This is a genomic window from Cytophaga aurantiaca DSM 3654, assembly GCF_000379725.1.
GTDB classification, from domain to species: domain Bacteria; phylum Bacteroidota; class Bacteroidia; order Cytophagales; family Cytophagaceae; genus Cytophaga; species Cytophaga aurantiaca.
This window is the reverse complement of sequence record NZ_KB903666.1, coordinates 21,159-34,719: the sequence shown is the minus strand read 5'-3', so window position 1 is coordinate 34,719 and position 13,561 is coordinate 21,159. Positions and strand designations below refer to the sequence as shown.

Annotated in this window: 12 protein-coding genes; all 12 read right to left on the bottom strand. The window is 37.3% G+C overall.

Features of this window, described 5'->3' with window-relative positions:
• Positions 1-16: 16 nt before the first annotated feature.
• The 12 genes from A3EE_RS0119120 to A3EE_RS0119065 all read right to left on the bottom strand — a co-directional run bounded on the left by A3EE_RS0119120 (position 17) and on the right by A3EE_RS0119065 (position 13,551).
• Positions 17-3,727, bottom strand: a complete 3,711-nt coding sequence (locus tag A3EE_RS0119120) for a sensor histidine kinase (protein WP_018345057.1) — start codon at positions 3,725-3,727, stop codon at positions 17-19.
• Positions 3,728-3,768: 41 nt separating this feature from the next.
• A complete protein-coding gene (locus tag A3EE_RS0119115) occupies positions 3,769-4,020 on the bottom strand; it encodes a hypothetical protein (protein WP_018345056.1) in 252 nt (83 codons plus the stop codon).
• Positions 4,021-4,036: 16 nt separating this feature from the next.
• Positions 4,037-4,582: a DUF420 domain-containing protein gene (locus A3EE_RS0119110; RefSeq protein ID WP_018345055.1), complete on the bottom strand. Its 546-nt coding sequence runs from the start codon at positions 4,580-4,582 to the stop codon at positions 4,037-4,039.
• The gene (locus tag A3EE_RS0119105; protein WP_018345054.1) at positions 4,566-5,171 is read right to left on the bottom strand and encodes an SCO family protein; all 606 of its coding nucleotides are present in this window, start codon (positions 5,169-5,171) and stop codon (positions 4,566-4,568) included. The genes A3EE_RS0119110 and A3EE_RS0119105 overlap by 17 nt, the downstream gene beginning before the upstream one ends.
• Positions 5,172-5,278: 107 nt before the next feature.
• Positions 5,279-5,626 (bottom strand): cytochrome C oxidase subunit IV family protein, encoded by a 348-nt coding sequence (locus A3EE_RS0119100; RefSeq protein ID WP_018345053.1) that lies wholly within the window; start codon positions 5,624-5,626, stop codon positions 5,279-5,281.
• 28 nt (positions 5,627-5,654) lie between these two features.
• On the bottom strand, positions 5,655-6,410 hold the full coding sequence (locus A3EE_RS0119095; protein WP_018345052.1) for a cytochrome c oxidase subunit 3: 756 nt from the start codon (positions 6,408-6,410) through the stop codon (positions 5,655-5,657).
• 46 nt (positions 6,411-6,456) lie between these two features.
• Positions 6,457-7,062, bottom strand: coding sequence for a cytochrome c oxidase subunit 3 (locus tag A3EE_RS0119090; protein ID WP_018345051.1), 606 nt, complete (start codon positions 7,060-7,062; stop codon positions 6,457-6,459).
• A gap of 5 nt (positions 7,063-7,067) precedes the next feature.
• The gene (gene cyoE, locus A3EE_RS0119085) at positions 7,068-7,970 is read right to left on the bottom strand and encodes a heme o synthase (protein WP_018345050.1); all 903 of its coding nucleotides are present in this window, start codon (positions 7,968-7,970) and stop codon (positions 7,068-7,070) included.
• Positions 7,963-8,946: a COX15/CtaA family protein gene (locus A3EE_RS0119080; protein ID WP_018345049.1), complete on the bottom strand. Its 984-nt coding sequence runs from the start codon at positions 8,944-8,946 to the stop codon at positions 7,963-7,965. The genes cyoE and A3EE_RS0119080 overlap by 8 nt, the downstream gene beginning before the upstream one ends.
• A gap of 130 nt (positions 8,947-9,076) precedes the next feature.
• Positions 9,077-10,900, bottom strand: a complete 1,824-nt coding sequence (locus A3EE_RS0119075) for a cytochrome c oxidase subunit I (protein WP_018345048.1) — start codon at positions 10,898-10,900, stop codon at positions 9,077-9,079.
• Positions 10,901-10,954: 54 nt separating this feature from the next.
• Complete coding sequence (locus A3EE_RS0119070) at positions 10,955-12,073, bottom strand: cytochrome c oxidase subunit II (protein WP_018345047.1); 1,119 nt, start codon at positions 12,071-12,073, stop codon at positions 10,955-10,957.
• A gap of 29 nt (positions 12,074-12,102) precedes the next feature.
• Positions 12,103-13,551: a hypothetical protein gene (locus A3EE_RS0119065; RefSeq protein WP_018345046.1), complete on the bottom strand. Its 1,449-nt coding sequence runs from the start codon at positions 13,549-13,551 to the stop codon at positions 12,103-12,105.
• Positions 13,552-13,561 lie beyond the last annotated feature (10 nt).

The following is a 13,561-nucleotide window of genomic DNA, read 5'->3' as shown; positions in this document are numbered from 1 at the left end:
ACTAAATACGCTTTGGTCATTCGGTATAATATGGCATTTCAATATAAAATGAAGTTCCTTTATCTAAGGATGTTTCAAACCAAATAGCACCTTTCATATCTTCCACCAACCGCTTCGCCAAAGCCAGGCCAATTCCAGAACCCGAATATTTTGTACTAAAATAGGGTACAAATATTTTATGCTGAAGCTCAACAGGAATACCCGATCCATTATCTTTTATTTCGATCAATACACTGTCGACTTTCTGATTTATAAAAATATCAATGTTACGCAATCGTCCTTCGGGTATACTTTGGATCGCATTCAACAATAAATTATTAAGAATATTAACTACCATCTTCTTATCTGCAACAATCACCGTCGGTTGATTCGGAATATGTGTGTATATGCCGGAAGCGTCTGTTTCCTGATGCAATACAGCAAGTTCTTTTACAAGGTGATTCAATTCAACTTTTTCAAGCTGTAATTCCGGTAATTTATAAAAGGATGAAAAAGAACTCGCTATCTCACTTAACGAATCTACCTGCGTTAAGATTGTCCGGAAGGATTGTTTTAATTCCTCATCACTTGGCTTCGTATCTGCATGGTTCAGACGTTGCAATAAATACTGCAACTTCAACTTCATTGGAGTAAGCGGATTTTTAATTTCATGCGCTACCTGTCGCGCCATTTCACGCCATGCACTCTCCTTTTCAGAATTAGCCAGAATAGATTTACTCTCATCAATCTTAATAAGCATAGAATTGTATTCCTGAACCAAACGTCCGATCTCATCCGATGATTGCCATTGAATAGGTTCGTTATCATACAGGCCGGTCTTCTTAATACCTTGGGTGATCAATTTCAACGGATAAGTTAAATAATACGCCACCAGATACGATAACAATAAGAGTACTATAAATCCAATAGAAAAAATATTCAAAATGATTTTTAAATAGGTCGAGATCTGTTTTACAACATCTTCTTTCGATTCAAAAAACGGCAGGTGTATAATGCCGGCGATAGCGCCTGTACCGGGCACACGTATCAATCGGTAGATGGATTTATACGACAACGAACCGGCTTGTCCATTCGTGACAATGTATTGATTGCGGCTTTCCAATAATGCTGCAATGGCATCCGGCTGTATGTATGAAGATAGAATTCCTTTCCTGAAAACTTCCGATTGATTGGTTGCAAGCAAACTTCCGTTATTGGAATAAATATTTATATCCAGCTGTTCAACCCGTGTCAGATCTGACTCCAGCAACAATTCGGTAACCGCTGCTTTATTGATCCGATCCTGAACAATGCTTCTTGAAGAGATCAATGCAGACAGTTTATCAGAATCGCTTATAAATCGATTTAATAAGGTCTGTTCATAATTTCTATTTACAAACCCCAGCGTAATTAAACTTACCAGCAACAAGGGAATAAAAAAAGCAAGATTTAAATAGATCTGAACCTTGGTTGCATAACTCACTTGCCGTTTCTGTGAATTAATACGATATACATGGATCAAAACAATAATGAAAATCCCAACAATGTGAAATAAAAAATAAATGGATGCATTGGATATCATAATATCCAGTACTCCATACGGCTTACTTACTACAATCCAGGCATCGCCTTCTCCCTTTAACAAAACATGATAATACCCTTCATACCTGAATTCCTTCTCCTGTTTTTTTTCTTTCAACTTTAAGTAGTTCAGGAATTTTTGATCGTAGTTAAAATACCCATAACTCGTTTCTATTTTCGAACGGTCAAAAATACAATAATCAAAATCCTTATAATTCTCCTGAACCTGTTTCTGATCCAGCACCAATTCAGGGAAGACACTATTTTTACTGTACTTGCCGGACTCCAGTTCAATAATGATATAAGCAATAATAATGTCTGATGCTTTTATTTTATTAACGGATATATACCTTCTTGTATTAGTGATGTGATCCACATAACTATACAGATCAAGTTTGTTTAAATACGTCGACTTCACCAATACCGTATTGTAATATTCATTATACGTCACCTGATCTGTCTGACTATTAAAAGCTTCTCCGGTTGCATCCAGCAATTCAATGCGCACAGAATAATCGTTGAAATAGTTTGACAAATATTTTTTCTGGATCTTATCTTTTACAACAGACAGATCTGAAAATGGAGAAAGTATTTTCTCACGGATGAATTCGTCCTTTTGTATATTAAACGAAGCTTCCTGCAGCAAAAATTCTGTTATCTCATCCCGATCATATAGTAAACGCTCTCCGTAACGCGTCATCTGCTGCGTGACTTTATTTCTGCCGTTAAAAAATATTACTGCTCCAATAATTAATGAGGACGAAAGACAAAACAGAAATATGTAAATAAAAGATTGGTATTTCATTTTACCTAAAACAGACGGATACCCTTGCAGCAAACTCAACTGAGCAAAAATAAACAGACATACACTTACCAATATCATTTGCGGTTCAATAAACCAACTGATAGCGATCAATATCAGATACACCAGAATAATGCGCTTGGGATTTCGTATGCGATATCTTTTATGCAGGCGCCAAACAACCTGAAGATTGAGATGTATGATATAAAAAAAGATAAAGGATATCGCAATAATTGCAAACACCAGGATTACCCGCACAATGGACAGATCCAGATCATCGATCAGGTTCAAAGATACCGTAGAGTTTTTAACAATACTTTTTAAGATATAATAATAACTTATGATCAACGACCAGGTCAGCAGACTGCTCAACAGTACCTTTATTTCTACAAGCCTGTTCGTTGTAGTTAAGTATATATATCTGTAAATGAATTTTCGCTGAATAATAATAATCAGTTCGAATAACAGATAAGCAGAACAAAAGACATTCAATACCAGATCAAATATGGACTGGCTTATAAAAGATGAAGCATAATATTCAGAAGAGAATATTTGATGCGAAGAAAAATACTCCGGAAGATTTAATTCCAATAAAGCAGTACGAAATAAAACAAAGGATAATATGCGTATTAAAATGCGCTGATAGCTGCTCCTTTGATGCATCCATACATCGCACATAAAATACAGCCAGATTAAAAATACCACTAAAACAAATACACCAGTAGTGATTGTGCCATATAAATAATCATTACTGGATGAAGCACATTCAAAGCTGCATAAATATTTATTGTTTACGCTGATGGAATGGTGATTCTTAAATTTGGGAGTTGTAAAAAGCCGGACCGGAATGTTTTTAAAATAGGTCTGGTTGGTATGGCTATTGATAAATGCATTATCTACTGAATAAATACGTTCCAGTTCAAGCAGAAAAAACACTTCAAGTACTTTTTGATTTGATATAAGCGTATCTCTATACACTAAATACTTCCCGGAGCTATTGCTTACATAACTCCATGCTTCCGTGCTTCGGATAGATTTATAGCTAGGTATATATTCTGCATTGGACCAATAAATAGGCTTGCCCCCTTCAAAAATATAAAAAGGTGAAGGACTAAATACTTTGTTTAGTTGAGAGAAAGTAACTTCACCTTCGTGAATCTTTTTAATTACCAGTTTACTTTGTATTTCAGCATCCTCAATCGATTCCTGAATTCGATTTGAAACAACAGAATAATAAATGGATTGATCTATTGGAAGAACACGTTCCTTAAAAAATAACAGGAAACTTAAACTAACTGCTAAAGCTAGTATTACCCAACGGAGTACTTTTAAAAATGACGAAATAGGCTTTACCGGCAATATCATATACCATAAAAATACGGAAATATGCTATTACTTTATAGTAATTATGCGTTCGCGGGTTGTTTATTCTTTTGAGAAGAACGGTACCACATAAAGGCAATGGTTCCGATGATGATATACGGGAACAACATCAGATATAATATCCCTGAATTTATACCTGTATTTTTAGCATCAGCACCCGCCGTAGCGCCTGTTTCAAGCTGAGCTCTGCACATTGCACACTGAGCTTCTGCATCCATTCCCAAGCCTACAACAAATAGAATTAAGATAGTAAATACGATATACGCCTTTTTCATATTCCCTGCTTGTTAATTATTTATAATACGGACTGATCATCAAATACACCAATACGCCTGATACAGATACATACAGCCAGATCGGATAAGCCCATTTAACTACTTTTTTGTGTCTGTCAAAATCGTTATTAAAAGCATAATAAAGGGCTTTCAATACAAAATACACAACTACCGCTGCCAATATAATGTGTGTGATCAACAAAAAGTAATACACATATTTAATGCCGGAAGTTCCCCCGAAATGAGTAGATTCATGCGTTAAGTGGTATAATATATAAGTTACTAAAAAGAACAATCCCAAAACCACACAAATAAGCATAGAGGCACGGTGAATGGCAACATTCTTCCTTCTGATAGCAGCCAGACCGATTAGCAGAAATAGTGAAGTAAAGCTGTTAATAAAAGCATTGATGTGCGGCAAAGTATCTGTCCAGTTACCCAGATCAAGTTTGAACGGCAAACCTAGTAAAAGCGCCACAGCAACCGGAATAGCAATCGCTACAACGTTGATGTTTTTATCATTCAATAATTTTATAAAAGGGTTATTACTTTGACTTTGCATCCTTCTCTATTTTTTGCAATACTTTTAATTCAATAATAAGACGATCCACTTCAAACTCGTCCGTACCATTATAATAACCTCTGATCCATCCGTTCTTGTCAACCAATACCATACGTTCGCTATGCAGAAAGTCTGTCAGATCATCTTCATTTTGCTTTGCAGTCAAAAAGAATTGTTTTTGACCTAAGGTATAAATCGTATCCTTTTCACCTGTCAGGAAATACCACTTACCCGGAATAGCATTATAGGTTTTAGCATATGCTTTAAGGACTTCAGGGCTATCATATTCCGGGTCTACAGTCAGAGACAGCAACACCACGTCTTTATCATCTTTAAAGGCTTCCTGAACACGTATCAGCTGCGTACTCATCTGCGGACAAATACTTCCGCAACGTGTGAATACAAAGTCGTATACTTTAAAATCGGCATCAACGGTTTTGCTATCGAAAACAGCACCGTTCTGATCAATTAGTTTATAGTCTGGTATCTTGTGTGCATCTGTAACAACATACTCTCTTTCTGTTTTAATGGAATCATACGCAAAGAAAACAGGGAGTTTGTGCTGAGTACGCGCAAAAAAAGTAAACATAAAAATTAAAAAGACCGGTCCCAATAGCGCTAAGCATAGGTACACGGTCTTTTTAGTATTTTTCATAATGTATTTCAAATTACCATCCGAAACAGATGGTTCTTGTATTAACCAAATATATATTGTCTTGCTTCATGTAGGTGGTTTGCTTCAAGAAGCATTGCCAGAATAAGCCACATAATGAAAAGCGTAGGCAATACGATTGCCCATATCAATATTTTAACTTCATGCTTTAAGTGCATGAACTCACCAACAATGTAGAATGTTTTTACAAATGTCAGCAATACGAAAATAGAAGTCAAAAGAGGTCCTCTACCTACTGTAAATGCTAGAACGAATTCAATTGCAGTTAATATCGCAAGGTAAAGTGTTACTTTTAATATTTGTTTTACTTTAGCAGGATCTCTTGGTTGTACCTCTGCTGAGTGTCCGTGGTGTGCGTGTCCGTGTCCCATTGTAATAAATATTTTATAAAGAATTAAATCAAACTAAGTAGTAGAACGTAAATACGAATACCCACACTAAATCGACAAAGTGCCAGTAAAGACCTACTTTTTCAACCATTTCGTATGAACCTATACGCTCATATGTACCAAATGCTACGTTATAAAATACAATAATGTTAATGATCACACCTGATAAAACGTGTGTACCGTGAAAACCAGTGATAAAGAAGAATAGATCAGCAAAAATACGTGGACCGTATTCGTTTTCAATTAAGTTCGCTCCAAAAACGTGACGAACAGTGCCGTCCGGATCATTAATGATCAAACCGTTTTCACTTCCGGTAATAAAGATTGTCCATTCCCAAGCCTGGCAAGACAAGAAGGCAATACCACCAAGGATTGTCCATAACATCCATTTCTGAACATCTTTTTTATCATTGCGGTGACCAGCTTCTACAGCCAATACCATGGTAACGGAAGAAAGAATCAAAATGAACGTCATCAAGCCCACAAATACAAGTGGTGCGTAAGTATGAACAAACGGAATGTGGGTGAATACTTTTTCCGGAATCGGCCAGTAAGCTACAGACGTATGAAATGCTTCTACTGCGCCATGATATGCATTGTGAGAAAAACGGGAAAAACCATAGGTCACTAATAAACCAGAGAATGTTAATGCATCTGATAATAAAAAGAACCACATCATTAGTTTACCATAACTAGCTTTTAGTGGTTCTACACCTCCAGCCCATAGAGCTTTGTTTTCTTTTTCGTCGATAACTGCCGTTGCCATAAAGTATATTTAAATAATAATAAAGTTCTTTTATTGCTTTTATTGCTTAATTATTCAATTGTAAAAATACAAACAAATAAATCCAAAGCAAATCTAAGAAGTGCCAATAAGTTGTACACATCTCAATTTGTAATAAGTCTGAAGAACCTACCTTTCCTTTAACACTTGAATAAAAAACAATCAAAAGATAAATCAAACCTGTAACGAGGTGAAAACCATGCAAGAGCGCCAATACATACACAAACGATCCGGCCGGATTGCTATATTCACCACCCAGAAATACTCCTTGTTTAAACAAATCAATAAACAGCCCTTCGTATTGAAGAACTAAAAATACTACACCTAAAACGACCGTTATGCCCATTCCGGCTATAAGCATTTGTCTGTTGTTGTTCTGAGCAGCCCAATAGGCGCCTTGCAGCGTAATACTACTCAGGATAATAACAGCCGTACTTACCAAGAAGGTATTCGGTAAATCGAATTTCAACCAGTCACCATCGGTACTTCTTACAAGGTAAGCACTTGTCATTGCAGCAAACATCATTACGATTGTAACAATGAATAACCAAAGTAAGAATTTCTTTGGATGTACGGCAAATGTTGGTTTCAGTTCTTCCTCGTGTTGTAGTTCTTTATTTTCCATTACAAGCATAATTATCAATAAATTTTATCCAAAACAAATGCTATCTGAACGATCGGTAAATATAAGAATGAACCAAACATCAATAACAATGCAGCTTTCACGCTGCACTCTTTCCACAAATATAAGGTTTGCAAAAAGAATAACGCACCGCACACCAGTGCAATATATGCGGATGTAATACCCGCCATTCCAAAGATGTACGGAAGAAATCCGATCGGCAACAGGCAGATCGTATAGCTCATTATAATCGTTGCAGTGTGCTTTCCTCTCCCATCTTTCGTGGGTAATAATTTAATATTTGCTTTCTTATATTCTTCGTCCAGCACCCAGGCAATAGCCCAGAAATGCGGGAATTGCCAAAGAAATTGTATCGCAAATAATACCCCTGGTTCCCAACCATATTGTCCTGTAACAGCCAACCAGCCGATCATTGGTGGAAAGGCTCCGGGAAATGCGCCGATAAAGGCAGCTATTGGAGATACGGTTTTTAATGGCGTATAAATGAATGAATAAATCACCAAGGATACCAAAGATAGGATCAAGGCATTTAAGGTACTGTATAAAGCCAATATGATTGTTCCTGCAATGAGAAAGATAACAGACGCTGCAATTGCTTGTTTTAAGCCTATCGTACCAAGCGGTAAAGGTCTTGCTTCTGTACGCTTCATCAATTTATCAGAATCCCGTTCAATGATTTGATTAATAATATTAGCAGATACCGTGATACAAAAACCACCAGCTAAAAATAAAATCAAATTGATCCAATCAACCTGTCCGCGCTCAGCCAATATATACCCCATACCAGAGGAAAAGGCAACGGTAGAAGTTAATCGAAACTTCGTTAGTTTAAAATATGCTTGAATAAGTGAAGCCAAGGATTGATTGATATGTATATTTTGGGTACGCAAGTTACACACTCCTTCTGTTTTGTCCTATCATAAACTTAAAAACAAATGCAACCTGTGCTCCTACCAGAATCGTAGCCAACAACAAATGTATCGGTTGCGCCCAGGGGGGCAATGCAAAATAAGCCAGTATAATTCCTGCTACAATTTCAACTCCCACAATTGCTAAGATCCAGGATGCATGCTTATAGGCATTCGGATAAACCGAACGTTGTTTATACAAAATAAATACAAAGTATATGGTTGCCAACGTCAGTAAAATCGAGTAACTGCGGTGTACAATAAAATCCATACCAATCGCAGCTATCCATGTTTCTTTGTACGCATAATTCAATTCATACGAAATAATATCTATGGCTTCGCGTACTTCAGTTCCTAAAAAGATCTGTATCACAGTCAATGCAATAAACAACCACATTGTCCAACGATACTTCTGACCTATGCGCTCTTCAACGTAATCCGTTTGCTGCAAATATTTTTTTTCTTTCCCTACTTGTATAAGAAGCCAAACCAAGATACCCATGATCAATAATGCTACTGCCATGTGCAACGTGATTAGAATCGGTGCCAGATAAGAGGATACCAGCTTTGCGCCTAACAATCCCTGAGAGCCCATTAATACTGCCAACAGAAAGGAATACCAGAAATATTTCGGATTGGTTTTACGGAATTTAATGGCATAAACACACTGATAAACAATGATAAGTCCTGCAATAGCTCCGATCAATCTATTGCCATATTCTGTCCATGTTTTATATACATTGAATTCTGCAGGATGCCCTTTTACAGTATATTTTTCTTTGTAATCTACAGGCAATTGAGATTCTTCAACTGGAGGAATATATGTACCGAAACATTTTGGCCAATCAGGACATCCCATTCCCGATCCTGTACTACGTACAATACCTCCCGCAAGAATCACCAGGTATATTGTGATAAGGCTTACAAGAACAATGTTGTGGAAACGGCTTACTTGATTCGTATACATTTTTAATATGTTATTGATAGAACAATAAAAAAATCCAAAAGTTTTAGTGAGACTATAAAAAATCTAGACTAAGCTTTTGGATAAGAATATTAACAAAAAGACCGACCCGAAGGTCAGCCTTTTATTATTTTTAATGTTCGTCTTTCTCGTGAGGGAAGTTAGACTCAGGAGTTGCTGAGAAAGGTACTGTTTGAGGGATGAAATCATCCGCAGCACCTGGCTTGCTGTAATCATATGGCCAACGGTATACATGTGGAATTGCTCCTGGCCAGTTACCATGTCCTGGATTGATTGGTGTAGTCCACTCTAATGTATTTGATTTCCAAGGATTCAATGTTGAAACTCTACCTCTGAACATGCTGTAGAAGAAGTTGAATATGAAAATGAATTGTGCTGCAAATACAATAATAGCTGCAATACTGATAAACTCATTTAAATCTGTAAAGGTATTGAATGCATCAAAACCAGTCCATGAATAATAACGTCTTGGGAAACCTGCAATACCGATGTAGTGCATTGGGAAGAAGATCAGATAAACTCCAATGAATGTTAACCAGAAGTGAATATAACCTAGTTTTTCATCCATCATTCTACCGAACATTTTAGGGAACCAGTGATATACACCAGCCAACATACCGAAGAACGAAGCAGAACCCATTACAATGTGAAAGTGAGCTACTACAAAGTATGTATCATGCAATTGAATATCTGCAGCGGAGTTACCCAATACAATACCTGTTAAACCACCTGAAAGGAAGAATGAAACCAAGCCGATAGAGAACAACATTGCCGGAGTGAAGATGATATTACCTTTCCATAAGGTTGCGATGTAGTTAAATCCTTTAACCGCAGATGGTACTGCAATGATCAATGTAAGGAACATGAAGATCGATCCCAGGAATGGATTCATCCCTGTCACGAACATGTGATGGGCCCATACAATGAACGATAAGAATGCAATCGCTACAATAGAGAAAATCATCGCTTTGTAACCGAAGATTGGTTTACGTGAATTGGTTGCTACAATTTCAGATGTGATACCCAATGCAGGAATAACAACGATGTATACTTCCGGGTGACCTAAGAACCAGAATAAGTGCTGGAACAATACAGGGCTACCACCTTCATGGTGCAATGCTTCACCGCCGATGTAAATTTCAGACAAGAAGAAACTTGTACCGAAACCTCTGTCGAATATTAAAAGCAATACTGCTGAAACCAATACAGGGAATGATAAGATACCAATGATCGCTGTAATGAAGAATGCCCAGATCGTTAATGGAAGACGCGTAAACGTCATACCTTTTGTTCTAAGATTGATAACGGTAGTAACATAATTCAAACCACCCATCAAGGTAGAAGCAACGAAGAATACCATTGCAACCAACCACAATGTCATACCTAAACCGGAACCGTTTACAGCCTGTGGCAATGCACTTAATGGCGGATATATTACCCAACCACCAGAAGCCGGACCTGTTTTGATGAACAAAGAGATCATCATTACAACACTTGATAAGAAGAACAACCAATATGAAATCATATTCAGGAAACCTGATGCCATATCGCGTGCTCCGATTTGAAGCGGAATAAGGAAGTTACTGAATGTACCACTCAAACCTGCTGTCAATACAAAGAATACCATGATGGTACCGTGCATCGTAACCAAAGCAAGATAGAATTCAGGATCCAGTTTACCGTTTTGTATCCACTCACCTAACAATGGTTTCAACCATGTTAAATCAGCATCAGGAAAACCTAATTGTATACGGAACAAAACAGAAAGTAAGCCTCCGATAATAGCCCAGATAATACCTGAAACTAAATATTGTTTAGCAATGTACTTATGATCTTCACTGAATACATACTGACGAATCCAAGGTAGATCGTGGTGATCATGTTCATCGTGTGCATGTGCATCAGCACTAGAATGTGACGTATTAACAGCCGACATAGTATTTATGATAAATTGTTATTAATTCTAAATTTAATAAGTCTATTCAACGAATTATCGATGTGCATCGTGCGTGCTTACAGCAGCAACTTTAGCAGTATCAGCAATTGGTGCAGCGATAGTTGTATCTACAACGCCAGCGCTAGGCAAGAACTCTTTTAAATACAAATCCTGTAATGCTTTAGGAGCTTTAGTAGCAACATATTCAGCATTTAAAGAAGCCCATGTTTTTTGAGATGCTTTCCACTTTTCGTAATCAGCAGGTTCATCTACAATAACTAAGAAACGCATCGCATAGTGACCGCGACCGCAAACCTCAGTACAAGCTAATTCATAATTAAATTCAGGATTTTTAGTTATCTCACGCATCTCAGCAGTTGAAATTGTCGGAGTAAACCAAAACGTTGTAGGCATACCTGGTACAGCATCCATTTTAACACGGAAGTGTGGTAAGAACACCGAGTGAATTACATCACGGGAACGAATCTGCAAGTGAACATTTTTACCTTTTGGTAAGTGAAGTTCCATTGGAACAAAATCATCAAAACTTGCTGAATCATTAAAGTCTATACCGAACTCATTGATCGCATCGATTTTTCTATAATGATATTTACCTAGTTTTCCATCTGCACCTGGGTATCTCACCTGCCATGCAAATTGTTTTCCCATTACTTCGATCACTTCAGAACCCTGAGGTGCAGGTGATGTAATTGCGCTCCATTCTTTATATCCGTATACAACAAAACCGGCCATGATGATTGCAGGAACAATTGTCCAGATACGCTCGATGGTATGATTGTCCGGATAGAAGTATGCTTTGTTACCTTCTTTAAAACGATACATGAATGGGAAGAAGTACAACACAGCATGTGTAATAAGAAATGCCAACGTCAATACCGCCATGATTACCCAGAACAACAAGTCTGTTCTTACACCATGTGCAGATGCTGCTTCAGGCAGAAAGTGTTCACGCGCAGACATGAAGGATAAGTAAAAGGCTAAAATACCAGTTACAAACACTACGATAAACAGAAACGAGTTTACCGTGTTGCTGGTACCAACTATTTTTTGGTAACGGCCTTTCATCACATTGGATAACACACCGATTCTGAATATCAAATAAAGTATTGATAGAATCAGGGCAATTGCTACAATTATAATTACAGAAGTCATTTTATATACAGAGTTTTGTAATGGCTTAATTAAAATACATCATGATGAACACTTTCTTGAATCATTGGGTGATTCTTAGCAATCAGATTCAATTTAGCTAATGCTGTAAGAACCATGAATAAGAACACACCTACGAAGATCATACCTAATCCCAATTCAAGGAATAAGAAGATACCATCCAAACCACCATTTTGACCTAATACTGGCGGTGTAGTGATCATATAGAAATCAAACCAGTGACCTAATATTACAACTACACAAACAATTTTCAACATGATACCTAATCTTTTTGAACCTCTTGTCATCAAGACTAAGAATGGGAAGAAGAAGTTTAAGAACAATGTTAAGAAGAACATTGGTGTGTATGCATCTGTTTTCAAACGTTGAACAAAGTATCCAACTTCTTCAGGAATGTTTGCATAATAGATCAATAAGAATTGCTCAAACCAAACATATGTCCAGAAGATAGAGAATGCAAAGATGAATTTACCTAAATCGTGTAAGTGATTTTCATTGATGATAGACAAGTATCCGTTGTCTTTAAGAACAACTACGATCAATGTGATAAATGCTAAAGCAGTTACAAACCAGCTTGCAAACACATACCAACCGAACATAGTACTGAAGAAGTGCGGATCCATTGACATCGCCCAATCCCATGCAGACATAGAAGAAGTAACACCAAAGAAGATAAGGAAGAACGCGGACGTTACAACACTCTTATGCCACCATTTTGCATCTGCAGCAATATCTTCGTTCTTTTGATATTTACGAAGTGTAGTCCAGCTGAATAACCACAAGCCAAAGTAAACTACAGTACGTCCGATAAAGAATCCGTTATTTAAGAAAGCAGATTTACCGTCTAATAATTCATCGTAACGTGGGTCTTTAGGATTATACAAATAATCATGTGTCCAGTGAAATAGATCGTGACCGAATACTATAAACAAAACCAATGTAAGCGGTGCTGCTACCCAAAGATAGTTACCGAATGCAGAAGGAATTCTTTGTATACCTGCAGACCAGCCAGCCCATGCAACATAGTTAAATGCTACAAAGAAAATACCCATTGCAGCAATACCTGCAAAGAAGATGTTATTCTGCCATAAATCTTTAATTAAGCGTTTTGCCCAAACTGGCTTTTCATGATGACCACCTTCTGCATGAGCCTCTGCACCGTGTGCTTCCGTTCCATGAGCTTCGGCACCGTGTGCTTCTGAACCATGCGCATCTACTTCACCGTGTACGGGTGCTTCAGTCGCGTGAGCATCCGCATGCGCATCTGCTACCAACGAAGTAGCCACCGCTTGTGCATGATGTTCAGCATGAGCATGATCTTCTTGATATTTTGCAAGGAAAACACCTATGATTGTAAGTATTACCCCTACTCCTATTAAAATAAATAGTTTCTTCTTTATCTCCGAAGAGAATACAAACTTTTCGTCAAGATTAACTGAAGTATTGTGATGATGTGCCATAAATCTACCT